The sequence below is a fragment of the Sulfitobacter sp. THAF37 genome (assembly GCF_009363555.1).
In the GTDB taxonomy this organism is placed as follows: Bacteria; Pseudomonadota; Alphaproteobacteria; order Rhodobacterales; family Rhodobacteraceae; genus Sulfitobacter.
This window is the reverse complement of record NZ_CP045372.1, coordinates 939,398-962,746: the sequence shown is the minus strand read 5'-3', so window position 1 is coordinate 962,746 and position 23,349 is coordinate 939,398. Positions and strand designations below refer to the sequence as shown.

Sequence of the window (23,349 nt, the reverse complement as noted above, 5' to 3'; positions counted from 1 at the left end):
GGCCCCATTAATCCTGTGGCACTGGGGCCAGAGCCTAGCCCTTCAGCAGCAGGCTTTCCAGCGCCGCGCCCATGACCTTGGCACTGTCGATCATGTCGTCAATGCCGATCCATTCGTCCGGCTTGTGGGCCAGCTCCAGCACGCCCGGCCCGTAGGCGATGCAGTTCTTCAGGGTGCCGATCCGGTCGATGTGCTTCTGGTCGTAGCTGCCGGGGGAGGCGACATACTCAGGCGCCTTGCCCATCACCTTTTTGATCGCGTCGGCGACCATGCGGACCACGGGTGCATCCCGGTCGGTCATCGAGGGCAGGACCGAGTTTCGTTCTGTCAGTTCGAAATCAAAGTTTGCGCGGGTGGCACGCAGACCTTCCAGCAGTCCGGTCACTTCGTCGCGGACCTGGTCCAGCGTCTCTTCGATCAGGAAACGGCGGTCGATGACGATACGGCAGCTATCGGGCACGCAGTGGGCCTGCAGGCCCGTGAACCCTTCTTCCGGCTCCGGTTCGCCACCGTGGATCGAGTTTATGTTCATCGTGGACTGTCGCGCCCCTTCCGGCACCACCGGCATATCGGTGTACCGCGCCGCCATTGCCGGGAAAAGTTTGTCTTCGAATTCCTGCAGGACCGCCCCCATGTGGCGCACGGCGCAATCGCCCAGAAAAGGCATCGCGCCATGGGCGATCTCGCCTTTTGTCTCGATCTCGGCCCACCAGCCGCCGCGATGTCCCAGGCAGATGCGATCCTTGTTCAGCGGCTCTGGGATGATGACATGCTGTACGCGGCTCGGGTTGAAATAGCCCTGCTCGGCCAGGTAGGCGACACCGCCGTAGCCGCCGGTTTCCTCGTCCGCCGTGCCGGAAATCTCGATCGCTCCGGCAAAGTCCGGGTGCGTTTCGATGAAGGCCTCCGCCGCGATGATGGAGGCGGCGAGGCCACCCTTCATGTCGCAGGCCCCACGCCCGTAAATCTTGCCATCCGCGATGTCGCCGCCGAAGGGATCGTAGGTCCAGCCGGCGCCGACCTCCACCACATCGGTGTGGCTGTTGAAGTGCACGCAGTCGCCAGCACGTTTTCCGGCCTTGCGCGCGACGATGTTCCAGCGCGGATATTTGTCGCTGTCGCCCAGAGTGCCGGTGGCGCGGATCAGTTCGGTTTCGAACCCGCGCCCGCGCAGGCGTTTGTCCAGGTACTCGCAGATTTTGCGGTAGTCGGTGCCCGGAGGGTTCAGCGTGGGAATGCGGATCAGGTCCTGGGTCAGCGCGATCAGGTCGTCGCGCCTGTCCTCGATGGCTTGGTGCAATCTGGTGTCCATTTCCGCACCGTTCACTGGTTCGCGGAGTTTGGCAAGGTCATCTCCTGTATCGCCGACAGAAACGCGCGCACCTCGCTCAGCGTATTGTAATGACACAAAGAGACCCGCACCGCGGCGTCAAGACCAAGCGGGGACAAGACGTTGCCCGAGTAGTGATCGGCGCGGCGGATATGGGTTCGGATACCGCTGGCGTTCAGACCTTCGACGATCCGGTCTGCAGGCAGAGTGTCGAGCGCAAAACAGACCAGCCCTTCGCGGTCCGGATTGTCGGTACCGCCCAGGATCGTCGCGCCATCAAGGCTGGCGAGGCCGGGCAGATTTCCCGCGCCGTGCAGCAGGGCATCGGTCAGGGCCTGTTCGTGGTCGTGAATGCTGGCCCCGGCGGCAACAATCCGGTCGCGCGGTGTCTCGGACTCCGATGTCTCGCCACCCAGCCATTCGAAGTACCGGACCACATCGGAAAAGGTGGCGTAGGCCCCGGTATCCCGCGTGCCCATTTCCCAGTTGCCGGCCGGTCCGCCCGCCAGCGTCTCGATGTCCAGCCCGGTCAGCCGATCCGACGCCCACGCCACCCCGTATCCGTGGCGAGAGAACATCTTGTAGGGAGAGACGACATACCCGTCGATGTCGTAGGCGGCAATGTCGATGCGCCCGTGGCTGGCGTGCTGGATGCCGTCCACTATGATAAAGGCTTCCGGCGCCTTGGCCCGGATGGTCTTGGCGATTGCGGCCACATCATTGGCGATCCCGGTGACCGGCGACGTATGCAGGATGGTCGCAACGCGCACGTCTTCGCGCATCATCTGATCATAGGCGTCGGCAGAGACCCGGCCCGTGGCATCGTCATGCGGCACGGCGATGTAATCCACCCCCGCCTGCCGCGCCCAGTGCTGCGCCGCGCTGCGCGAGGCCGGATGCTCAACCGTCGAGCCGATGACGGCACCGCGGGGGGATTGCCCCATGACGGCCGTGCGGATCAACCGGAACAGCAGCTCGGTGCCGGATTCACCCACAAAGAACCGCCCCGACGCCGTGTTGAAGAACAGAGCCATGTCGGCGCGGGCATCCGCGATAACCTTGACCAGGGCGGCGGAGGCCGCGTTGTCCCGTCCCTGGTTGTCCGGGATCGCCGCGAACCTGGCCGAGGTTTCCACCACAGAGTTCAGCGTCAGCGCGCCACCAGCGTTCTCGAAAAAGATGCGCGGGCCAGCGAACGGGCAGCTTTCGACATGCGCGAACCGGGAACGGATTTCAGTGCTGAGACTTTCAGGGTGAGGTGACATGATTTTCCTTTCGCTCGGGCATGTTTTGCAGGTTTCATGGCCAGAAGACTAGCCCGCAATTCCGTACAAGGACTGTCCAGCCTGCCGGAATGCGCTATTTGCCTCGGGAACACTCTAAAAGGATGGCTGAGATGGCACCCCTGATACAGAGGCATAGCCACGCTGTGGACGTGGAAGATGCCGAAGAAGAAAAGTCTGTAAACGAGGCGGCAGCCCTGTCGCCACGCATGATCTACGAAGTCATCCGCCGAGAGGGTGAGGAGGAACTGGCGCGAACCAAGCGGTCGCTGATCTGGTCGGGCATCGCTGCGGGTATGCTCATCAGTCTGTCGGTACTGGGCGAAGCGATCTTTCGTGCGCATCTGCCCGATACGTCCTGGCGCCCCCTGCTTGAGAATCTGGGGTATTCCCTGGGTTTTCTGGCGGTGATCATGGGCCGCATGCAGCTTTTCACGGAAAACACGATAACGACCGTTCTGCCAATCATGCAGCAGCGGTCGGTGTATTCGTTCTTTTGCATGACCCGGCTGTGGGCGATCGTGCTGACCGCGAACGTCATCGGAGCTTTTGCGGCGGGTGCGCTGTTCGTCTTTACTTCAGCGATCCCGGCCGAAGTCATGGTCGCCGTCATATCGCTATCGGAACACGCCACAGGCATGGCCGCAGGAGACAGTTTCTGGCGCGCGATACCGGCTGGGGTGATCGTGGCATTGATCGTATGGATGCTGCCACAAGCGGATGAAGCAGCATTTTTCCTGATCCTGACGTTCACCTGGCTGATCGCAGCGGGCGATTTCACCCACATCGTCGCGGGCTCTGTCGAGATGGCGGTTCTGCTGCTGCGGGGTGAGCTGGCGGGAATGCAGGCAATCTTCGGGTTTTTCTTGCCGGTGTTGGCGGGTAACATCATCGGCGGAACAATCATCTTTTCCCTCGTTGCATGGGGGCAGGTCCGCGACGACGTGGAGGAAGGCTGAACATGGGATCACATAGGCTTCCAAGCCGGGGTCGCCTGTATTGGGATGCCTTCCGGGCGAGCCTGAAGCACATTGCAGAGAATGACATTTCATTGATTTCAGCTGGGGTGGCATTCTTTGCGATGCTCTCTCTTTTTCCGGCGCTCGCCGCGTTGATCGCGCTGCTTGGTATGATTTCGGACGCGGCGGTGGTGTTGCCGCAGCTAGAGAAAATGCGGGGATTTCTGCCCAACGACGTTTACGAAATCATCAGTGTGCAGGTGACGTCCCTGATCACGGCCAGCACGGAAACCCTGGGTTGGGCAGGGCTGTTGTCGTTGTGCTTTGCCCTTTGGTCCGCGCGGGCCGGTGTCGGGGCGATGATGATTGGCCTCAACAACGTCTACAAGCAGCGCAACCGGAATACCGCCTGGCACTACCTGCGGGCGCTCATGCTGACAATGATGCTGGTTCTGGTGGGAATCGTTGCGCTGTTGACCCTGGTGATCGCGCCGGTGTTGCTGGCTTTCTTCCCGCTCGGGCCGTTCGCTTCGCTGGTGGTCGAGCTGCTGCGTTGGGTCATCGCCATCGTCGTCCTGTTTGCGGGGGTCGGTGTGCTGTACAGGTTCGGCCCGAACCGAAGGGCGGCGCGTCTGCCCTGGCTATCCGCCGGTGCCGTGCTCGCTGTCCTTCTGTGGGCGGTCCTGTCGGTGGGGTTTTCCTACTACGTTTCGAATTTCGGAAATTATAACCAGGTCTACGGCTCTATCGGGGCGGTTATCGCCATGCTGATCTGGCTCTGGATTTCCAGCTTTCTCGTGCTGTTTGGTGCCTCTCTCAACGCCCAGATCGAACTTCGGACCAAGGAGGATTCGACCATTGGTCCGCCCCGACCGGTCGGGCGTCGCGGTGCAGTCGTAGCCGATGAATTCGTCGAAGTTCCTGAAAACGGTTAACCTTTGGGATGTCGGATTACATAAGGGGACGGGGCGGCAACGTGTCCCACGACGTCATTGCGAGTTCGGCCAATGCGTCCGGTTGCATGACGTGCAGCGTCCCGCTGGACCATGATACGAGTTGCGCTTCGCGGAGTTTGGCCAAGGTCTTGTTGGTATGGACAAGAGAGAGCCCGAGCGCATCGGCCAGATCACGCTGCGTGTAAGGCAAATCCATCTGATGGTTGTCGACCAAGCCAAGGGCGTAGCCGCGCTGATAGACCTTGACGAGGGCCCATGCCAGAGCTTGGGTCGCAGTGCGCTGCCCCAGGGTCGCGACCGTTTCACCCAGAAAATGTTCTTCAATCGCGGCAAGCCAGGTCACATCGAATGCACGGCTGGGGTGGGCGCGAAAGTAGCTCCAGAACTCCGAACGGTCAAAGACGCAAAGCTTCATCGGCGTGCGGGCCTCAACGGAATGGCCCATCTTGCCCATCAGGCTGGCCTGCAATCCGAGAAAGTCACCGGGGAACACAAAGCTGATGACCTGACGGTCGCCGTTTTCGAGCGTCTTGTCCCTGATTCCCATGCCTGACAGAACAGTGAACAATTGTGGTGCGTTCGAACCTTCAAGCAGGATCGGGGTGCCGGGTGCGATGGTCAGCTCCCCGGCCTTGAATTTCTGCATGAATTCAACCTCCTCGGGAGAAAAGTCAACGAAGAGGTCTCTTTGCCGGAGCGGGCAGTTCCTACATTTCGTGGCCATCTGATCAGCACCTTGTTATGTCATAGTTTAATGCAGCCATGTCGGCGCTGTTGTATCTGGGCGTTTTGGACCAGACTTCGGAAAGCCATGCATTACCTTGTTTACGAACCGGATCCCTTTGTTCGTGCTGACATCTGCGAAGCCTTGTGGAGTGAAAGTGCAGCCGAGACTGTGATTGAATGCGAAAGCTTGGCCGCTCTGCGCAAAAACCTTCTGGATGCCAACCAGATGTCCGAGCTGACCGTGGTCTTTGCTACCTCGACCGAAAATCGGAAGGAGGATGCGGAGTTCCTGATGCAGATGTCGTCCGTCGGGCGACTTGTCATTATCGGCGAAGAGAGGTTCGAAGGAACCGATGCAACGCGTGATGCCGTCTACCTTTCGAAGCCCTTCAGCGCCCATGGACTGATCGCTGCTACCCTCGGTGGCCAGTCCGACCAGCCGTGATTCCGGTGACAAATGCCAAAATCAGCTGCTGAATGGTTCCTTGCAGATCAGAGCCTGTCTGTTTCTCAAGTTCAATCCGTTCAAGCTGCCGCTGAGCCGCACGACGTTTTGCAGACATCACCGCGAGCATAATCATACCCGCACCCGCATACAGTGCGCCGATGATCAGCGCGGCAATGAGTGCATCCGCAATGCTGACGAGAAAAATCCAAAAGGCGGTCGTCAGAAAACCAATCCCGACGGCCAGCAGCAAAGACGCGCCCAGACCAAGCACAGCGGTCTGAGCGGTCTGGGCTGCCTTGATCTGGGCCTTGTGCGCAAGGTGGTCAAACATCAGCGACGTGCCGTCAGCAGACCAATCAGAAAGCCAGCGCCGGCTGCGATACCGATCGCCGTCCCAGGCTGCGTACGGATAAAGTCTTCGGCTTGTTTCTGACCTTCCTTCGCGCGGGCCTGAGCCGACGTGCTGAGTTCAGAAGCTTTCTGTTGCACCGTGTCGCGTGCGACGGATGCGCGTTCCTGGCTGTAGGAACCCACGGTGGACGTCAGCGCCGCAATGTCGTCCTTGAGGACCTGCAGTTGCACCGACAGATCGTCGACAGTCACCTTCCCTGCCTTGCTGATTTCGTCAGCCGCTTTTGAAGGCATCGCTTTGGTCACGTTCGACATGATATTCTCCTTTATCAGTTTTGATCGAGTGTCGCCCAACCAACGTGTGCCGCGCCCATTTGTTCCGAAACAAGCAAAAGCCCCGCTCGGTGTGGCGGGGCTTTTCGAAGTTGATAGACGGGGTGGCACCGGGTGGCGCGATAGCTTCAGGCGTTCAGAGTTTCTGTTGAAGAGAAGAACATCGCCTGAGACACCGAAGACACCACCTGCTCGACCGTGTAGGGCTTTGAGATCAGGAAGGCCGGTTCGGGTTTGTCGCCCGTCAGAAGGCGTTCGGGAAAGGCGGTGATGAAGATCACCGGTCGGGTGCCCAGCTCCGTCAGGATGTCGTTGACGGCGTCAATGCCGGACGAATTATCCGCCAGTTGAATATCGGCGAGGATGAGGTCAGGCACATCCTTGCGACCCAGCGCGACAGCCTCGTCGCGGGTGCGCGCAACGCCGGTGATGCGGTGGCCCATATCAGCCACGATGCTTTCGATATCCATCGCGATAATAGCTTCGTCTTCGATGATCATCACCGAGCCGGTCGCGCTGTCCGCCATTTCCCGGCGGGCGATATCAACAAGCTGTTCTGCTTCGCTCTGTTCGACGCCAATGATCTGCGCGATGCCAGAGAACGAGAAACCTTCGATCGTGTGGAGCAGGAGAGCTTCACGGGAGTTGGTGGTCAGCGCGGCAAGTCGATCCTGCGCCTTGGCCCGCGCACCGCTTTCGCCCTCCTCAACCGGGGCACCTGCGCTTGACCAGATGCCGTGCAAGACCTTGAACAGGCCGGTTCGCACATCCGTTCCGTCAAGAACAGATCGGTCGGCCAGGATTGCCTCAAGCGCAGCAGCGGCAAACATATCGCCGCTTTGCTGGCTGCCGGTCATTGCGCGCGAGAACCTGCGCAGGTACGGAATGTTTTCTCCCAATTCATCACTGATGCTTCGTGGCTCATTGGCATCACTCATTTCGGCAGTCCTTTATTTGATAATTCTTGGAACCAAACGCAGCTTGGACAGGTTAGGTTCCAGTGTGGGTATAAAATATAGACTGCAAAGGCCGAAGAACCAGAGGTATGTTTGTGAATTCTGACAAGAAAGAGGATCGCGAGAGCGTGATCGACGAAAACCTGAAACGGGTTTTCAACGAGACGCTTGAAGAGGGAATCCCGGATCGGTTCAAGGACTTGCTAAGCAAGCTAAAGCAGCAAGAGTCGCAGCGCGGTTCTGAAAATGAGTGAAACGTCCCCTCGCGATGAGTTGGTGCAGCACCTGCCTGCCATGCGTGCTTTTGCAATCAGTCTGACGCGAAACGGCTCTTTGGCGGACGATATGGTCCAAGACACCTTGGTAAAGGCGTGGACGAACATCGAAAAATTTGAACCCGGCACGAATATGCGCGCTTGGCTCTTCACCATTCTTCGCAATACCTATTATTCCTCCCGCCGCAAATCCAAGCGCGAGGTTGCCGACGTGGATGGCGTGTTCACAGAAGGCCTGGCGGAAAAACCAGCCCACGATGGGCACATGCAGATGAACGATTTTCGCAAGGCACTGGGCAAATTGAAGGTTGAACAGCGTGAGGCCCTGCTGCTGATCGGCGCTTCGGGATTTTCCTACGAGGAAGCGGCGGACATGTGTGGTGTTGCCGTCGGTACCATCAAAAGCCGTGTGAACCGCGCGCGGGCGCAGCTGGCCGAGCTGATGGAACATGGAGAAAACGAGTCACTTGAGATGACCGACGATGCGACCATGTCGGTGATTTCTTCCTCCAAGGTTGCAAGTTTCTAGAGATGACGTCCGGGTTCGTCTCCGGTGGATTGCTCAAGGGATTGGCGGTCAGGGTCCTGTTCTTCCTGTCGCTTGCCCTGATGCCAATCGGGCTGATTGCTATTGTCCAGACCTGGGAAATTTCAAAGCAGAACCAGACCAGCGCCGAGCTTTCCCTGCTTGCCGTGACCGAACAGGCATCCTCCGCAGAGCGGCGGGTGCTTCAGGAAGCCTTTGGTGCAGCAGACGCCCTCAGCGCCATGGTCCGGCTTTTCGTCGATGACCCGGCAGAATGCAGCGAGGTGCTGCGCCAGTACCGCAATGAAACCCGCAATTACGAGGTCATCGGTTTCGTCTGGATGGACGGCAGGATGGAATGTTCTTCGTCGGGGGATGTGGGAGATTTGTCCGACCGCGCTTGGTTCAGAGCGGCCAAGGAAAATGGCACGAGGGGCGCATCAAGCATCGACGTGGGCGCCGTGTCGGGCAAGGCAGTCACCGTGGTCCATGTCCCAGTGGAAAACGGTGAAGAACTCGTCGGCTTTCTGGCGATTTCAATTTCTGAATCTCTGATCCAGGCCGAGGAGGAGCCGCGCCTTTCCCTGACCCCACTCGCGATGGTCACTTTCAATGCCGAAGGTGACGTTCTGACATCCGAGCGCGGGATGGATGTCTCAGGTGTTGAGATGCCGCAGAACATTGCCCTGTCGGTCTTTGCGGGCACTGAGTCAAAGGTGTTCTTCGCGGAGAATAGCGATGGGGTCAACCGCGCCTATGCGGTGCTGCCCATCGTCCCGGATACCGTATACGCGATGAGCGTCTGGCCGGAGGATACACCGTTTTTGCAGATGAACCTGATGACAAGGTTGAGCACCCTGTTGCCGGTTGCAATGTGGGCCGCCAGCCTGATCGTGGCCTTCTGGGCGCTGAACCGGCTTGCCATCAGTCACATACGCAAGCTGGGTCGGCAGATGCGGCGGTTCGCGCTTAGCCGGACCTTGCCCCGGGATACGCTGGCGCCGTCGATCCCGACCGAACTGGCGGAAATGGAGACGGCCTTTGTCGCGATGGCGGAATCCATCCTGCGTGACGAGGCGACGCTGGAAGATAGCCTGCGCGAAAAGAACATCCTCCTGAAGGAAGTGCATCATCGGGTCAAAAACAACCTTCAGCTGATTTCGTCGATCATGAACATGCAGATCCGGCAGGCAAAGACTGCTGATGCGCGGTTTGTGCTCCGGCGTCTTCAGGAACGTATTCTTAGCCTCGCGACAGTACACAAGAACCTCTACCAAGATGACAACCTGGTCCGAGTGGACGCCAAGACATTGCTGAACGAAGTGGTGGGTCAGCTGCTCAAGGTTGGCTTGGGCCCGAAATCGCATGTAGAGATCACCCTGGACTTCGAACGGATCAGCATCGACGCGGACGATGCCGCGCCGCTGACGTTGCTGACTTCCGAAGCGATCACCAATGCACTGAAATATCTGCCACAATCCTCACCAAATGCGCATCTTTCCGCGACATTGCGTCAGACCGATACCGAACTGGCCCAGCTTACCGTCAGCAATACGATCGGTGAGGGGGCTGCCGAACCGGGCACTGGCCTCGGGTCGAGATTGATCGAAGCATTCGCCCGGCAATTGAACGGGCACGTGGAGATAGAGAGCGACGAAACCAACTACGCGCTGAAAGTGACCTTCCACGTTCCGAAAGCCGCAAAGCAGGTGTATGACTACTAGGTCGTGTTGACATTCATTTTCGGCCACCCGTTTCAGTCCAAAATTGCGCAGTTCCAGGCAAGAGAGCGAAGGAATAGCCAGCTATTTCAAGCTCTCTTAACGCAGAAATGGGCAATTTTGGCGAAACCCCTTCGGGGCGCGGCGGATTTTGCCTCTGCCATCCCGGATGTTCGCTTCCAATGATCACATTGCTGCGCTCACATCAGGGCGCCAGCGGCAAAATCCGTCTCGCGCGTTTGATCGACAATGAATGGCAACACGACCTAGGCGGCGCCTGGCGTCTATGTGGCACGATGGCAACATCATGCCGGGGTCGGGAACCATTCATGCTGCAGCGCAGTTTGATCCATGAACACAGCTACTGGAAGGACATGATATGAATGCCGATCTGTTCCTTGGTGGCTTGGCCGTACTTACCCTGGCAGCGATTGTTATCGTTGCGATGACCTCGGGCGGCAGCAAGAGCCGAAGTTTCGAGGAGAAGCAAGATCGCAACGGGACCGCAAATAGATAGGCTCGGTCGACAGACCACCAATCAAAGACAAAGAACGGCGCGGCGGCATACCGCGCCGTTCTTTGCATCCACTTCAAAAACTCGGGGGTGTGCAGGCGCTGACGATCTCGCAGACGTCGTCCCCCACATTCTTGAACCGGTGCGGCAGGCTGCTGTCAAAGATATAGCCATCGCCGACTTGCAGCATCAATGACGTTCCGTCCACCGTAACCTCTATGGACCCCTTCACAACAATTCCGGCTTCCTCTCCCTGATGGGACAGATACTCAGGTCCTGTGTCCGCGCCGGGAGGGTAGGTTTCGTGCAGAACCTGCAGGGCGTGGTTCTCGATGCTGCCCAGTTGCCGCAGCGAGACCTGGTCGGGTGCGCTGGGAGAGACTTCGGTGAATTCGTCAGACCTGTAGAAGAACTTGGGCTGATCGCTGTCTTCGAGCGTGGAAAAGAACTCGGCCATGCTGATCGGGATCGCGTCCAGCAGGCTTTTCAGCGACGCGACCGAAGGGCTGGTCCTATTCATCTCGATCAATGAGATCGTGCCGTTGGTCAGGCCTGCCCGCGCCGCCAGTTCCCTCTGCGACAGCCCGCGCTGTTTGCGGATGGCTCTCAGTTTATGCCCGATATCCAAGGGTCTGTTCCTTTGACTGTAGCGCGTTTCCTGCAGATCTGCGCACGGACCCTGCCGCCGGCAAGAACCGGCTCAGCAACCATTGGCAATCCTTAAGCGGTAACTCCGGGATTGACAATTATATTAAACGGCAGGATAGCAATTATTAAACGCGACTCCACGCGTTGGAATCGAAAGGATGCCTTTTCAATGTCCGATACCGTCAAGAAAACCCGCGGCAAAGCCACGCCGAAGAAGGCCGCCAAGGCCGCCGCATCTTCGCAGGCCGTCGTAAAGAACATCGTTTCCGCCGCCGTCGCTGGCGCGGATGTCACCAACGCCCAGTTGATCGAACGGCGCAACGCCGCCGTGGCCCGCGGTGTGGCGTCCGCCGCCCCGGTCTATGCGCAATACGCCGAAAACGCCGAGCTTTGGGATGTGGAAGGCAACCGCTACATCGACTTCGTCGGCGGCATCGGCGTGCTGAACACGGGCCACCGTCATCCCAAGGTCGTCGCAGCAGCCAAGGTGCAGGAAGACCACTATACGCACACCTCTTTTCAGGTCGTGCCTTATGGGCCGTATATCGAGCTGGCCGAAAAGCTGAACGCGCTGGCTCCCGGTGACGCTCCGAAGAAATCGCTTCTTGTGACGACCGGTGCGGAGGCCGTCGAGAACGCGGTCAAGATCGCACGTGCGGCGACCGGTCGCCCCGGTGTCATCGCGTTCACAGGCGGCTACCACGGCCGCACGCTGCTGACGCTGGGCATGACCGGCAAGGTCAGCCCCTACAAGAAGGGCGTCGGCCCCTTCCCGGCGGATGTCTTCCGCGCGCCGTTCCCCTCTGTCCGTGACGGGATCACCGTTGAGGATGCGATCACCGGGCTGAAGAACCTGTTCCTGACAGATGCGGAGCCGTCGCGCGTGGCGGCGATCATAATCGAGCCGGTGCTGGGCGAAGGCGGCTATACGCCGGTCCCTGTCGAAATGATGCAGCAACTGCGCGAGATCTGCGACCAACACGGTATCCTGCTGATCGCGGACGAGGTGCAGGCAGGCTTTGGCCGGACTGGCACATGGTTCGCCATCGAGCATTCCGGTGTGGTGCCGGACCTGATCACCGTCGCCAAATCCATGGCGGGCGGTTATCCGTTGGCTGGCGTGATCGGGCGCGCCGACGTGATGGACGCGATGGAGCCCGGCGGCCTGGGTGGCACCTATGGCGGCAACCCCGTCGCCTGTGCTGCGGCGCTGGCGGCTATCGAAGCGATCGAGGATGAGGGCCTGCTGGCGCGTTCCACTGCGATGGGCGAAACCCTGAAGGCGCGCTTCTCCGAGATCGGCGCGCGGTCCGCGCCCTATCGTTTCTGGGACATTCGTGGGCTGGGCGCGATGGTGGCGGTCGAGTTTGTGACCGATTTCGATACGGCCAAGCCGGACGCGGATTTTACCAAACGGGTCATCGCCCACGCGCTGAAGCGTGGCCTGCTGCTGCTGAGCTGCGGGATGCATGGCAACGCTGTCCGGGTGATGGTACCGCTGACGGCCTCTGACGCCATCATCGAAGAAGGTCTGTCGATCTTTGAAGCGGCGGTGCAGGCGGCGGTCGCTGAAGAGGCCTGACACGCTCACCGTTCGCCGTGTCTGTTATTGAACGAAGGGCTGCCAGGCAACTGGCGGCCCTTTTCCATGAACCGGGGGTGCGGTCCCTGCGTTGCCTCGGCGGAGGTGATGAAATGATCGAAGTGACTGAACTGGCCCCTCGGGCCCTGGAGTTGGTTGTCCGGGACAAGATCACCAGCGCCGACGTCGAGAAGGTGGAAGAGGCGCTGAACCCGTACATGGCCGACGAAGGTGCCGCGAATGCCGTGGTCGACCTGCGACAGATGACGGGGATGACCCTCCGGGGCTTCTTCGCCGATGTGGGGCTGGAAGGCCGATTGCTTGCGCAGATGGAGAAATTCGGTCGTGTTGCGCTTGTTACCGAAAGCGAAGCTGCAGCGGGTCTGGTCCGGGCCTTTGACGCGGTGATGCCAAGGGGCTCTTTCAGGTCTTTCAGCGGGAGTCAGGCGGCAGAGGCGCGCAGCTTTGTCAGCGCGACAGCGACGCACTGACTGCTAGGCTCTGGACCCATTAATTTCATACGCTCAGTCTGACAGATTTTTTCGCTGACAAGGATCATCTGCGCAGTAATAGTGGTTCTATTTCAAGTGGATATGACGCAGGCTGCGGGAAAATCGGTCAGACCCATCACGCCGAAGGCGTGCCAGCATGCCTCGGCGCTCCTTCGGAGCGACGGGCGGTGATTTCACTTCATTTCAACGTCTTGGGTCGCTTGAAAATAGAACCACTATTGGCTGCGCGCCCCCAACCATTGAAATTTCGTGAAATCGCCGCTGAGCATATAGAATCAATGGGTCCAGAGCCTAGTCGACTGGTGCGAAATCGTCGGCGCGGGCACGGGCCCAGCGGGTCTTGTCTCCGTGATAATCCGGCGCGTCATCGTCCAGCAGATATCCCTCGGGAAGGTATGCATAGACCTGGCTGCCTTCGACCATGCTCTGATCGCCCTGACGCAGCATCAAATGCCGGGGCAGGAATTCGCTGGGATGCATAAGCCCGGCGGCTCCGGTCATCTCGGCCAGCGCCTCCATCGTGTTTCGGTGAAACCGGGCGACGCGTTGGCTCTTGTGTGTGACGTCCAGCGCCCGCATCCGGGTTTTGTCCTGTGTCGCAACGCCGACCGGGCAGTGGTTGGTGTGGCAGGCCTGCGCCTGAATGCAGCCGATGGCGAACATGAAGCCGCGCGCGGCATTGCACCAGTCCGCCCCCAGTGCCAGCGCCCGCGCGATGTCGAAAGCGGAGACGACCTTGCCTGCCGCGCCGACCCTGATCTGGTCGCGCAGTCCGGCACCGCGCAGGGTGTTATGAACAAACGTCAACCCTTCGGTCATCGGCATTCCGACGTGGTTTGAGAACTCGACAGGTGCCGCCCCGGTCCCGCCTTCTGCTCCGTCAACGACGATGAAGTCGGGTAGGATCTTGGTCTCAAGCATTGCCTTGACCATGCACATGAATTCCCGCCGGTGGCCGATACACAGCTTGAAGCCGACGGGTTTGCCGCCTGACAGTTCGCGCAGTTGCTGAAGGAACTCCATCATCTCGATCGGTGTGTGAAAGGCCGAATGGGCGGCGGGCGACACGCAGTCCTTTCCCATCGGCACGCCCCGGGCTTCCGCGATCTCCGGGGTGATCTTGGAAGACGGCAGCATGCCGCCATGGCCTGGTTTCGCCCCCTGGCTCAGCTTGAGCTCGATCATCTTGACCTGGTCGAGCGATGCGGTCTCGCGGAATTTTTCCGGGTCGAACGATCCATCGGCTGCGCGGCTGCCGAAGTAGCCAGAGGCCAATTGATAGATCAGGTCTCCGCCGCCTGCCTTGTGATACCGGCTGACCGACCCTTCGCCAGTGTCATGCGCGAAATTGCCCAGTTTTGCACCGGTATTCAGCGCCTGAATGGCATTGGCTGAAAGCGATCCGAAACTCATCGCGGAGATATTGTAGATCGAAGCTGAATAATGCTGCTTGCACTCGGTGCCGCCGATGGTGATGCGGAAATCGAAGTCCTCGATGTGCTTGGGCTGGATTGAATGGGTCACCCAGGAATATCCCGCGTCGTAGACCCGCTGACGGGTACCGAACGGGCGGGCGTCTTCCTGCCCTTTCGCGCGCTGATAGACCAAAGAGCGGTCATCGCGGCTGAACGGTTCTTCGTCCTGGTCCGATTCAATGAGGTATTGCCGGATCTCCGGTCGGATCCCTTCGAAAATAAACCGCATGTGTCCCAGCACCGGATAGTTTCGCAGAATACTGTGCCGGGTCTGCAGAACGTCGTAGACGCCCAGCAGGGTCAGTCCGGCAAAGAAGAGGAAAGGCAACAGCAACCACGTCGACCACGTTGCCGCAAGGACCAGACAGACCAGCGAAAGAACAGCCACACCCGCGAACGTGGTAAATCTCAGATACTCGGAAAAAACTGGCATAATCGGCTTGTCCTCTCTGTCCTCTTTCCGGGGTAACGTCAGTTTCAACGGATTGCCACATGGTGCAAGGTTTTGTCCGAGAAAAGGCCGCCAATGGCATGCCAACCTGCCCGCTTGGCAACCGGAGTTTCTGGCCGGGACTGCGTAGTCCGCAGAAAAAATATGTCAAAACAATTATTTGCCTTCAGGTCTTTCTGGAATGCAATGCTTGCTTGAACCAAATTTCAAACGTGCCTAACGTGAATACAGATTCCGATCTGTCGTGCCACCACCTTTGCGGGGCATGCGCCGGAGGATGGCAATATTCATGCAACCGGCGGATATCCGGTTCGGCGTTGGATTGCCCAGATGATACGGCTCTCGCCGCGGTTCGGCGGGTTCCGAAGCAAAAAGGGAGACACCTATGAAGATGTTCAAGACACTTGCGCTCGCCGGTGCTGTCGTGGCCGGGACGGCTGCAACAGCCCAGGAGAAATTCATCACCATCGGTACCGGTGGTCAGACCGGCGTGTACTTTGTGGTCGGTCAGTCGATCTGCCGTCTGGTAAACCGCGGCACCGCGGATCACAACCTGAAATGCACCGCGCCCTCCACCGGCGGGTCCATCGCCAACATCAACGCGATCAAGGCGGGCGATATGGACATGGGCGTGGCCCAGTCCGACTGGCAGTTCCACGCCTACAACGGATCGTCGCAGTTCGAAGGCGACCAGTTCGAAAAGCTGCGTGCGGTGTTTTCCGTTCATGGTGAGCCGTTCAACGTGATTGCCCGCAACGACAGCGGCATCGAGAGCTTTGATGATCTGAAGGGCAAGCGGGTCAACATCGGCAACCCCGGTTCCGGCCAGCGCGCCACGATGGAAGTCGTGATGAACGCCAAGGGCTGGACGCTGGATGACTTTGCACTGGCGTCCGAGCTGAAGCCGGCTGAACAGGCCGCGGCACTGGGCGACAACAAGGTCGACGCGATCATCTACACTGTGGGCCATCCGAACGGGTCCATCCAGGAAGCGGTTTCAACCATCGACGCGAGCCTGGTGCCCGTCGAAGGCCCCGAGATCGACAAACTGATCGACGAAAACCCCTACTACGCGGCTGCGACTGTGCCGGGTGGCATGTACAAGGGTACCGACAATGACGTGAACACCTTTGGTGTGAAGGCAACCTTCGTGACCTCCGCCGACGTGGAGGACGATGTCGTCTACCAAGTGGTCAAGGCGGTCTTCGACAACTTCGACCGGTTCAAGCGTCTGCACCCCGCGTTCGAGAACCTGACCGAGGAAGAGATGATCTCGGGCGGTCTGTCCGCGCCGCTGCATGACGGTGCCGCGAAATACTACAAAGAGCGCGGCTGGATCGAATAAGCCAACCTGTTCCATGCTTTTTCCGGTGGCGGTCGTGATCGCCACCGGAGCGCCCGAAGGGGCACATAATAAGCACCTGCGAAAATGCGGGGCTCAGACAGGGACGATTTAGAATGACCAATAAAGATCAGCAGCAGGCCGCCGCGGTTGAAGCCGCCGCCGATGGCCGTGGTGGGTTGAGCCAGGCCGAATTGGACGAACTTGTCGCGTCCTCCGACACGGGCGGCAGGTCTGTCAGTGGCCCGGTCGGCATGCTTTTGATGCTGGTCGCCCTCGCGTGGTCGCTGTTTCAGCTCTATATCGCGTCGCCCTTCGGCCTGTTCAACGATACGCTTGCCCGCTCGATCCATCTGGGCTTTGCCGTCTTTCTGGGGATCATGGCGTTCCCGGCGGCACGGACGACCTTTCAGATTGCGCTGGGCATCATCGTACCGCTTGCCCTGGCGGTGTTGTTCATGATCGCGGCAAAGGACGGTATCGCGACGTGGTGGATTCCGATCCCGGCGATCGCGGTCGCCGCCACGGTGATCCTTGGCTCTCCCAAGGATCGTGTGCCGATCTGGGAATGGGCGCTGGCCGTCATCGGCGCACTGGCCGCGCTGTATCTGTTCCTGTTCTACCGTGATATCGCCAACCGGGTCGGCGCGCCCATCATGCAAGACTACGTGGTGGCCGTGATCGGCATCCTCATTCTGCTTGAAGCGACACGCCGCGCCCTGGGGCCCGCACTGATGATCGTGGCGTCGGTCTTTCTGCTTTATACGGTGCTTGGGCCGAATATGCCCTCAATCATCGCGCACAAGGGCAACAGCCTGTCCGAGATCGTCAACCACCAGTGGATCACCACCGAAGGTGTGTTCGGCATCGCATTGGGTGTATCGACCTCATTCGTGTTCCTTTTCGTGCTGTTCGGCTCCTTGCTGGACCGGGCCGGCGCTGGCAACTACTTTATCCAGGTGGCGTTCAGCCTGATGGGCCATATGAAAGGCGGACCGGCCAAGGCGGCGGTCGTTGCCTCTGCCATGACGGGCCTGATCTCGGGTTCGTCCATCGCGAACGTCGTGACCACCGGCACATTCACCATTCCTCTGATGAAGAAGGTCGGGTTCAGCTCCGAGAAGGCTGGCGCGGTCGAAGTCGCCTCTTCGGTCAACGGGCAGATCATGCCGCCGGTGATGGGTGCCGCGGCCTTCCTGATGGTCGAATATGTGGGCATCCCCTACTTCGACGTGGTCAAACACGCCTTTCTTCCTGCGGTGATCTCGTACATCGCGCTGGTCTACATCGTGCATCTTGAGGCGCTGAAGGCCGGTATGCAGGGTCTGCCGCGGGCCTATACGCCCAAGCCCATCGTGCAACGCCTTGTCGGTATCGCCTTCGCCATCATCGCGATCTGCGTTCTGTCGTTCGTCGTCTACTACGGCATGGGCTGGATCCGCCCCGCCTTCCCTGAAACGGCGGGCTACATCATCTTTGCCTTCCTCACCATTGTTTACGTCGCGCTGCTGTACGTGGCGAGCAAGGAAGAACCGCTGAAGATGGACGACCCCAACGACGAGGTGACTTCGCTGCCTCTGCCCGGTCCGACCGCGCGCTCCGGTCTGCACTTCATCCTTCCGGTGGTCGTTCTGGTCTGGGCCCTGATGGTGGATCGGCTGTCGCCGGGGCTGTCGGCCTTTTGGGCATCGGCCTACATGATCTTCATCTTGCTCACGCAGCGGCCGCTGATGGCGATCTTCCGTGGTGAGAGCAAGCTGGCCACCGACATCAAGGACGGCTTTCTTGACCTGATCGACGGCCTGGTGACGGGCGCCCGCAACATGATCGGTATCGGCATTGCCACGGCAACCGCCGGTATTATCGTGGGCGCTGTCAGTCAGACCGGCGTAGGGTCGGCTCTGGCGGACGTGGTCGAAGTGCTGTCGGGTGGCAATATCCTGGCCATCCTCGCTCTGACGGCGGTGCTGTCGCTGATCCTTGGCATGGGGCTGCCGACCACGGCGAACTACATCGTCGTGTCCGCGCTGCTGGCCCCCGTGATCGTGACGCTGGGCCAGCAGAACGGCCTGATCGTTCCGCTGATCGCCGTGCACCTCTTCGTGTTCTATTTCGGGATCATGGCGGATGTGACGCCCCCCGTGGGGCTTGCTTCTTTCGCCGCCGCGGCGGTTTCAGGGGGCGACCCCATCAAGACCGGTGTGGTGGCGTTCTTTTATTCGCTGCGCACAGCCGCGCTGCCGTTCCTGTTCATTTTCAATACCGAGCTGTTGCTGATCAATGTCGGGTGGGCGCAGGGCATATTCGTCTTTGTCGTTGCGACCGTGGCGATGCTGCTGTTCGCGGCGGCGACGCAGGGCTGGTTCCTGGCCAAGAACCGCTTCTACGAAACCATCGCCCTTCTGCTCGTGGCATTCACCCTGTTCCGTCCGGGCTTCTGGATGGACATGGTGGCACCGCCCTATGACGAGGTCGCGCCGACCGAGATCCAGCAAGCGGCTGGCGACACACCGGCTGGCGATGATCTGCGTATCCGGGTGGCCGGGGTGAATGATCTGGGCGACCCGATCGAGTTTGTGGCGATCCTGCCCATCGGCGAAGGCGCGACCGGCGAGGAAAAGCTGGAAAACGCCGGTCTACTGTTCCGCGAAGACGGGGACAGGATGATCATCGACGATGTGGGCTTTGACACACCCGCGCAGAATGCGGGCCTGGATTGGGATCAGGAGATTCTGCGCGTGCTCAAGCCGGTTCCGCAGCCGACCAAGTATCTGATGTTCATTCCGGCTCTTCTGCTGCTTGCTCTGATCGTCTTCCTTCAGAGGGGGCGTGCCAGCCGCGCCGCACCCAAGCGGCAGGCGGCCTGACTGTCATCGCGGATCAAAGGTCATATCCGTTCGGCAAGGACGTAGCGAAAGGGGGCCAGATCACCTGTTTCCCTTCCGCGTGCTTGGGCGTAAGGAACGTGAGATCAGGTGTATCCAAGGGCATCTCGTCGCCCTCACACCGCCTTTCACGGAGTGAAGAGTTATGACCCCTTTCGCGATTGCCGGCGTTCAGATGTACGTCAACGCACTACAATCAAACGTCGATGGCATGATCCAGCGGCTCGATATCCTGATGGCGCGGTTCCCCTGGACCCAGATGGTGCTGTTCTCCGAACTCGCGCCCTTTGGCCCGCTTGACCGTTTCGCGCTGCCGCCCGAGAACGAGACGATCGGCAAATTTCAGGAAGCGGCAAGAAAACACCGCGTCTGGCTGATCCCTGGATCCATGTTTCTGAAGGATCCTGAGGACGGGCGCGTCTACAATACCTCCGTGGTGATCAACCCGGAAGGCGAGGTGATCCGCCGCTACGCCAAGATGTTCCCGTTCAGGCCCTATGAAACCGGCATTGCCGCCGGGACGGAGTTCTGCGTGTTCGACGTGCCCGATGTGGGCCGGTTCGGTCTGTCGATCTGCTATGACATCTGGTTTCCGGAAACCACGCGCCAGCTGACCAGCCAGGGGGTCGAGGTGCTGTTGCACCCGGTGCTCACCGGGACGACGGACCGTGATGCGGAACTCGCCATCGCGCGGGCAACCGCCGCGCAGTTCCAATGCTACATCTTCGACGTGAACGGATTGGGCGCCGGTGGCGTTGGCAAGTCCTGCGTGGTCGATCCGACCTCCATGGTGTTGCACCAGTCCGCAGGGCAGGAAGACATGTTCCCGATTGAGGTCGATCTGAGCATGGTGCGCCGTCAGCGCGAAACCGGAATGAAGGGTCTTGGCCAGGTTCTGAAATCCTTCCGCGACCGTTCGACCGATTTTTCGGTCTATGACCGGGTAAGCGGTACGGATGCTTACCTGCATACGCTTGGCCCGCTTGAAATCCCGCATCAAGGGAGCCGTGCCGGGCTGCATGTGGATGTCCCTGCGCAGCTGGTACCGGATGCGCCGTCCTTCAAAGGGCAGGATTCCATGTCTGCCTTTTCGCATACGCCGGGCGGTTTCGCGCCTGAACCGATGCCGAATCCGACCGCCGGAACCGCAACCGAAACGACAGAAGCCCATGCCCCTGCGGAAGTTGCCGGGGGCACGCCCAACCCGCCCGTCAAGCCCGGTGTGCTGACGGGAACCGAAGAAACATCCAGCGGCTGATCCGCCCTGCTTTCACCCCGGTGGTCACACGCCAGGGGGAATGCGTCGGTGATCCGCTTCAACGGAGAACGCGATGCATTCCTTGAACGACTATTCCTCGGCGATTCAATTGCGGTCTGACCGTTGGAGCGCCTTGCGGGGGGCGACCACCGCTCTCACACGTGCGCCAAAGGCGGCGGAAAAAAACAAACTGGTCAAGACCGCGCAGGAGCTGTTCACGTCGCTGGCGATGGTTGAACCTTATTGGGCGTTTCCCGGCATGTCGGCGTTCGAGCACATGCGCAGACAGCTCGAAAATGAAAAGTTCGAGGATGTGGCGTTTGCCGTGCACAGGGTGACACGGGCGCTGACCACAGGGGCCTACCGGCGACGCCACATCCCGCTGGAACGGGACAGCATCGACCAGGACGAACACGACGACGAGGCCATGCTGCCGCCCGAAGCGCGGGCCATGACCAAGCCCTATTTCGAAGTGCTGATCGTCGATGACGTGAACGAGCATCAGGAACGCTGGCTCAAGTCCAACATGACCCGCATGCGGCGCAGCGAGGACCCGTTCATCTATGAGGCGGTCGTGGTGCCCAGCATCGAGGATGCGCTGATCGCGGTCATGTTCAACCACAACATCCAGGCCATCGTCGTCCGCCCCGGTCTGTCCTTGCGGTCGTCGATGGACCTTCAGATTCTGACGCGCTACCTGGCCCGCGCGGGCGGGCGCGAGGAGATCGGCGCCCTGGTGCCCGAGGTTTACGGCCCCGAGCTGTGTCGGATGATCGCCAAGGTGCGCCCGGAACTGGATGCCTACCTCGTGACAGAGCGGTCGGTAGAGGACATCGCCGGGCTGGACCTGGGTATCTGCCGCAGGGTCTTTTACAATCAGGAAGACTTCATGGAGTTGCATCTGAACATCCTCAGGGGTGTTCAGTCGCGCAACAAGTCGCCGTTCTTTACCGCGCTGGTGGAATATTCCAAACAACCGACCGGCGTGTTTCACGCCATGCCGATCAGCCGGGGCAAGTCGATTTCGCGATCGCATTGGATACAGGATATGGGCGCATTCTACGGGCCCAACATCTTTCTGGCAGAGACATCGGCGACCTCGGGCGGGCTGGACAGCCTGCTGGAGCCGCACGGTCCGATCAAGGAGGCGCAGGAGCTTGCCGCCCGCGCCTTTGGCGCGAAACAGACCTTTTTTGCGACCAATGGTACGTCGACCTGCAACAAGATCGTTGTGCAGGCGCTGATCAAGCCTGGTGACATCGTTCTGGTCGATCGGGACTGCCACAAGTCGCACCATTACGGCATGGTACTGGCGGGCGCGCAGGTCTGCTACCTCGACAGTTACCCGCTCAACGAATATTCGATGTACGGCGCGGTGCCGTTGCATGACATCAAGAAACAGCTTCTGGACCTCAAGGCGGTGGGAAAGCTGGACAAGGTGCGGATGCTTCTGCTGACGAACTGCACCTTCGACGGGCTGGTCTACAACGTCGAACGGGTGATGGAGGAATGTCTGGCGATCAAGCCGGATCTGATCTTCCTCTGGGACGAGGCGTGGTTCGCTTTTGCCCGTTTCAGCCCGACGTACCGGCAGCGGACGGCGATGAACTCGGCCAATTTCCTTCGGGAAAGGCTGCGCTCGGAAGAGCACGCGCAACGCTACGAGGCGCAGCAGGCGAAGTTGAAAGACGCCGATGCGGAGACATTGCTGAAGACCCGTCTGATCCCGCCACCCGGTGCGCGGGTGCGGGCCTATGCCACCCAGTCGACTCACAAGACGCTGACGTCACTGCGGCAGGGGTCGATGATCCATGTCAACGACCAGGACTTCAAGGGCGAGGTCGAGCAGTCGTTCCACGAGGCTTACATGACGCATACCTCGACGTCGCCGAACTACCAGATCATCGCGTCGCTGGACGTGGGACGCAGGCAGGTCGAACTGGAAGGCTTCGAATTTGTCCAGCGTCAGGTCGAGGCGGCAATGTCGATGCGGCGGGCGATCTCGGAACATCCGCTTCTTTCGAAGTATTTCAAGGTCCTGACGGCCGGCGACATGATCCCCGAGCAACATCGCGAAAGCGGGATCACCAGCTATTTCGATACTCAGCAAGGCTGGACCGACATCTGGGACTGCTGGGAAAGGGATGAGTTCGCCTTGGATCCGACGCGAGTCACCCTGGCCGTCGGCGGGACCGGCTGGGACGGTGATACCTTCAAGACCGAGATCCTGATGGACAAGTACGGCATCCAGATCAACAAGACCTCGCGCAATACCGTTCTTTTCATGACCAACATCGGCACCACGCGATCCTCTGTCGCCTACCTGATCGAGGTGCTGGTCGAAATCGCCAAGAGCCTGGACGAACGTCTGGACGACGCCAGCCGGATGGAACGTCTGTCATTCGACAAGCGTGTGAAGAACCTGATGGAGGATTTCCCGCCGTTGCCGGATTTCAGCCGGTTCCACGACGCATTCCGCGCGGCACAGGATACCCCCGAGGGGGACATCCGGACGGCTTATTACCTCAGTTACGACGATGAGAACTGTGATTATCTCGAACTGGATGGCTCGCTCAAAGAGGCAATGAAAGAGGGCAAGACGCTGGTTTCGGCCAGTTTCATCATACCCTATCCACCGGGCTTTCCGATCCTCGTACCCGGACAGGTAATCTCGGAAGAAATTCTTGATTTCATGCGGGCGTTGGATGTCAGCGAAATCCACGGCTACCGGCCAGACTTGGGACTGCGCGTGTTTACCCAAAAGGCATTGGATGGTGTCAGCGCCAACCGGCTTGCTACAACTTCGGACTAAGGAAAA

The 23,349-nt window shown here is 59.8% G+C and carries 21 protein-coding genes; 13 read left to right on the top strand and 8 right to left on the bottom strand.

Going from position 1 to position 23,349, the window contains the following annotated elements:
* Positions 1–34: 34 nt before the first annotated feature.
* Positions 35–1,312, bottom strand: coding sequence for an acetylornithine deacetylase/succinyl-diaminopimelate desuccinylase family protein (locus FIU94_RS04800; RefSeq protein WP_152464690.1), 1,278 nt, complete (start codon positions 1,310–1,312; stop codon positions 35–37).
* 11 nt (positions 1,313–1,323) lie between these two features.
* Positions 1,324–2,595 carry an aminotransferase class V-fold PLP-dependent enzyme gene (locus FIU94_RS04795; RefSeq protein ID WP_152464689.1) on the bottom strand — a complete coding sequence of 424 codons (1,272 nt, stop codon included), beginning with the start codon at positions 2,593–2,595 and terminating at the stop codon, positions 1,324–1,326.
* A 131-nt stretch (positions 2,596–2,726) separates the two neighbouring features.
* Between FIU94_RS04795 and FIU94_RS04790 the strand changes: the two genes are divergently transcribed.
* On the top strand, positions 2,727–3,572 hold the full coding sequence (locus tag FIU94_RS04790) for a formate/nitrite transporter family protein (RefSeq protein WP_152464688.1): 846 nt from the start codon (positions 2,727–2,729) through the stop codon (positions 3,570–3,572).
* Positions 3,536–4,507 carry a YihY/virulence factor BrkB family protein gene (locus FIU94_RS04785; protein ID WP_368407143.1) on the top strand — a complete coding sequence of 324 codons (972 nt, stop codon included), beginning with the start codon at positions 3,536–3,538 and terminating at the stop codon, positions 4,505–4,507. The genes FIU94_RS04790 and FIU94_RS04785 overlap by 37 nt, the downstream gene beginning before the upstream one ends.
* 16 nt (positions 4,508–4,523) lie before the next feature.
* On the opposite strand, the gene FIU94_RS04780 is transcribed toward FIU94_RS04785, so the two are convergent.
* Positions 4,524–5,252 carry a Crp/Fnr family transcriptional regulator gene (locus tag FIU94_RS04780; protein WP_152464686.1) on the bottom strand — a complete coding sequence of 243 codons (729 nt, stop codon included), beginning with the start codon at positions 5,250–5,252 and terminating at the stop codon, positions 4,524–4,526.
* Positions 5,253–5,339: 87 nt separating this feature from the next.
* Between FIU94_RS04780 and FIU94_RS04775 the strand changes: the two genes are divergently transcribed.
* Complete coding sequence (locus tag FIU94_RS04775) at positions 5,340–5,699, top strand: hypothetical protein (RefSeq protein ID WP_152464685.1); 360 nt, start codon at positions 5,340–5,342, stop codon at positions 5,697–5,699.
* On the opposite strand, the gene FIU94_RS04770 is transcribed toward FIU94_RS04775, so the two are convergent.
* The 3 genes from FIU94_RS04770 to FIU94_RS04760 form a co-directional block, all read right to left on the bottom strand.
* A complete protein-coding gene (locus FIU94_RS04770; protein WP_152464684.1) occupies positions 5,668–6,033 on the bottom strand; it encodes a hypothetical protein in 366 nt (121 codons plus the stop codon). The genes FIU94_RS04775 and FIU94_RS04770 overlap by 32 nt on opposite strands.
* A complete protein-coding gene (locus FIU94_RS04765) occupies positions 6,033–6,368 on the bottom strand; it encodes a YqjD family protein (RefSeq protein ID WP_254702614.1) in 336 nt (111 codons plus the stop codon). Before FIU94_RS04765 ends, FIU94_RS04770 begins: the two co-directional genes overlap by 1 nt.
* A 146-nt stretch (positions 6,369–6,514) precedes the next feature.
* Positions 6,515–7,324: a response regulator gene (locus FIU94_RS04760; protein WP_152464683.1), complete on the bottom strand. Its 810-nt coding sequence runs from the start codon at positions 7,322–7,324 to the stop codon at positions 6,515–6,517.
* Positions 7,325–7,431: 107 nt separating this feature from the next.
* On the opposite strand from FIU94_RS04760, the gene FIU94_RS04755 reads away from it, so the two are divergent.
* The 4 genes from FIU94_RS04755 to FIU94_RS20850 all read left to right on the top strand — a co-directional run bounded on the left by FIU94_RS04755 (position 7,432) and on the right by FIU94_RS20850 (position 10,381).
* Positions 7,432–7,596 (top strand): NepR family anti-sigma factor, encoded by a 165-nt coding sequence (locus tag FIU94_RS04755; protein WP_172975853.1) that lies wholly within the window; start codon positions 7,432–7,434, stop codon positions 7,594–7,596.
* Complete coding sequence (locus tag FIU94_RS04750; RefSeq protein ID WP_152464682.1) at positions 7,589–8,146, top strand: RNA polymerase sigma factor; 558 nt, start codon at positions 7,589–7,591, stop codon at positions 8,144–8,146. Before FIU94_RS04755 ends, FIU94_RS04750 begins: the two co-directional genes overlap by 8 nt.
* A 2-nt stretch (positions 8,147–8,148) precedes the next feature.
* Positions 8,149–9,867, top strand: coding sequence for a sensor histidine kinase (locus FIU94_RS04745; RefSeq protein WP_152464681.1), 1,719 nt, complete (start codon positions 8,149–8,151; stop codon positions 9,865–9,867).
* A 376-nt stretch (positions 9,868–10,243) separates the two neighbouring features.
* Complete coding sequence (locus tag FIU94_RS20850; protein ID WP_172975852.1) at positions 10,244–10,381, top strand: hypothetical protein; 138 nt, start codon at positions 10,244–10,246, stop codon at positions 10,379–10,381.
* Positions 10,382–10,454: 73 nt separating this feature from the next.
* Here FIU94_RS20850 and FIU94_RS04740 read toward each other — a convergent pair whose 3' ends face one another.
* On the bottom strand, positions 10,455–11,006 hold the full coding sequence (locus tag FIU94_RS04740; protein ID WP_152464680.1) for a cupin domain-containing protein: 552 nt from the start codon (positions 11,004–11,006) through the stop codon (positions 10,455–10,457).
* Between the two features lie 189 nt (positions 11,007–11,195).
* Between FIU94_RS04740 and gabT the strand changes: the two genes are divergently transcribed.
* Together gabT and FIU94_RS04730 are read left to right on the top strand one after the other, a co-directional pair.
* Positions 11,196–12,608: a 4-aminobutyrate--2-oxoglutarate transaminase gene (gene gabT, locus FIU94_RS04735; RefSeq protein ID WP_152464679.1), complete on the top strand. Its 1,413-nt coding sequence runs from the start codon at positions 11,196–11,198 to the stop codon at positions 12,606–12,608.
* A gap of 113 nt (positions 12,609–12,721) precedes the next feature.
* Entirely contained in the window at positions 12,722–13,099 is a 378-nt protein-coding gene (locus tag FIU94_RS04730) for an STAS/SEC14 domain-containing protein (protein ID WP_152464678.1), read from the top strand.
* Between the two features lie 312 nt (positions 13,100–13,411).
* Here FIU94_RS04730 and FIU94_RS04725 read toward each other — a convergent pair whose 3' ends face one another.
* Complete coding sequence (locus FIU94_RS04725; RefSeq protein ID WP_152464677.1) at positions 13,412–15,028, bottom strand: FMN-binding glutamate synthase family protein; 1,617 nt, start codon at positions 15,026–15,028, stop codon at positions 13,412–13,414.
* 403 nt (positions 15,029–15,431) lie between these two features.
* Here FIU94_RS04725 and FIU94_RS04720 point away from each other — a divergent pair, with 403 nt between their 5' ends.
* The 4 genes from FIU94_RS04720 to FIU94_RS04705 all read left to right on the top strand — a co-directional run bounded on the left by FIU94_RS04720 (position 15,432) and on the right by FIU94_RS04705 (position 23,343).
* Complete coding sequence (locus FIU94_RS04720; RefSeq protein WP_152464676.1) at positions 15,432–16,391, top strand: TAXI family TRAP transporter solute-binding subunit; 960 nt, start codon at positions 15,432–15,434, stop codon at positions 16,389–16,391.
* A gap of 113 nt (positions 16,392–16,504) precedes the next feature.
* On the top strand, positions 16,505–19,255 hold the full coding sequence (locus FIU94_RS04715) for a TRAP transporter permease (protein WP_152464675.1): 2,751 nt from the start codon (positions 16,505–16,507) through the stop codon (positions 19,253–19,255).
* A gap of 163 nt (positions 19,256–19,418) precedes the next feature.
* Complete coding sequence (locus FIU94_RS04710) at positions 19,419–20,531, top strand: carbon-nitrogen hydrolase family protein (protein WP_152464674.1); 1,113 nt, start codon at positions 19,419–19,421, stop codon at positions 20,529–20,531.
* A gap of 73 nt (positions 20,532–20,604) precedes the next feature.
* Positions 20,605–23,343, top strand: coding sequence for an aminotransferase class I/II-fold pyridoxal phosphate-dependent enzyme (locus FIU94_RS04705; protein ID WP_152464673.1), 2,739 nt, complete (start codon positions 20,605–20,607; stop codon positions 23,341–23,343).
* The last annotated feature ends 6 nt before the right edge of the window (positions 23,344–23,349 follow it).

Bases quoted from the DNA above. Each gene is read 5' to 3' on its own strand.
- FIU94_RS04770 (WP_152464684.1), bottom strand. From the start codon at position 6,033: ATGTTTGACCACCTTGCGCACAAGGCCCAGATCAAGGCAGCCCAGACC.
- FIU94_RS04710 (WP_152464674.1), top strand. From the start codon at position 19,419: ATGACCCCTTTCGCGATTGCCGGCGTTCAGATGTACGTCAACGCACTA.
- FIU94_RS04750 (WP_152464682.1), top strand. From the start codon at position 7,589: ATGAGTGAAACGTCCCCTCGCGATGAGTTGGTGCAGCACCTGCCTGCC.
- FIU94_RS04755 (WP_172975853.1), top strand. From the start codon at position 7,432: ATGTTTGTGAATTCTGACAAGAAAGAGGATCGCGAGAGCGTGATCGAC.
- FIU94_RS04705 (WP_152464673.1), top strand. From the start codon at position 20,605: ATGCATTCCTTGAACGACTATTCCTCGGCGATTCAATTGCGGTCTGAC.
- FIU94_RS04795 (WP_152464689.1), bottom strand. From the start codon at position 2,595: ATGTCACCTCACCCTGAAAGTCTCAGCACTGAAATCCGTTCCCGGTTC.
- FIU94_RS04800 (WP_152464690.1), bottom strand. From the start codon at position 1,312: ATGGACACCAGATTGCACCAAGCCATCGAGGACAGGCGCGACGACCTG.
- FIU94_RS04720 (WP_152464676.1), top strand. From the start codon at position 15,432: ATGAAGATGTTCAAGACACTTGCGCTCGCCGGTGCTGTCGTGGCCGGG.
- FIU94_RS04725 (WP_152464677.1), bottom strand. From the start codon at position 15,028: ATGCCAGTTTTTTCCGAGTATCTGAGATTTACCACGTTCGCGGGTGTG.
- FIU94_RS20850 (WP_172975852.1), top strand. From the start codon at position 10,244: ATGAATGCCGATCTGTTCCTTGGTGGCTTGGCCGTACTTACCCTGGCA.
- FIU94_RS04765 (WP_254702614.1), bottom strand. From the start codon at position 6,368: ATGTCGAACGTGACCAAAGCGATGCCTTCAAAAGCGGCTGACGAAATC.
- FIU94_RS04760 (WP_152464683.1), bottom strand. From the start codon at position 7,324: ATGAGTGATGCCAATGAGCCACGAAGCATCAGTGATGAATTGGGAGAA.
- FIU94_RS04785 (WP_368407143.1), top strand. From the start codon at position 3,536: ATGGGGGCAGGTCCGCGACGACGTGGAGGAAGGCTGAACATGGGATCA.
- FIU94_RS04730 (WP_152464678.1), top strand. From the start codon at position 12,722: ATGATCGAAGTGACTGAACTGGCCCCTCGGGCCCTGGAGTTGGTTGTC.
- FIU94_RS04790 (WP_152464688.1), top strand. From the start codon at position 2,727: ATGGCACCCCTGATACAGAGGCATAGCCACGCTGTGGACGTGGAAGAT.
- FIU94_RS04775 (WP_152464685.1), top strand. From the start codon at position 5,340: ATGCATTACCTTGTTTACGAACCGGATCCCTTTGTTCGTGCTGACATC.
- FIU94_RS04745 (WP_152464681.1), top strand. From the start codon at position 8,149: ATGACGTCCGGGTTCGTCTCCGGTGGATTGCTCAAGGGATTGGCGGTC.
- gabT (WP_152464679.1), top strand. From the start codon at position 11,196: ATGTCCGATACCGTCAAGAAAACCCGCGGCAAAGCCACGCCGAAGAAG.
- FIU94_RS04715 (WP_152464675.1), top strand. From the start codon at position 16,505: ATGACCAATAAAGATCAGCAGCAGGCCGCCGCGGTTGAAGCCGCCGCC.
- FIU94_RS04780 (WP_152464686.1), bottom strand. From the start codon at position 5,252: ATGGCCACGAAATGTAGGAACTGCCCGCTCCGGCAAAGAGACCTCTTC.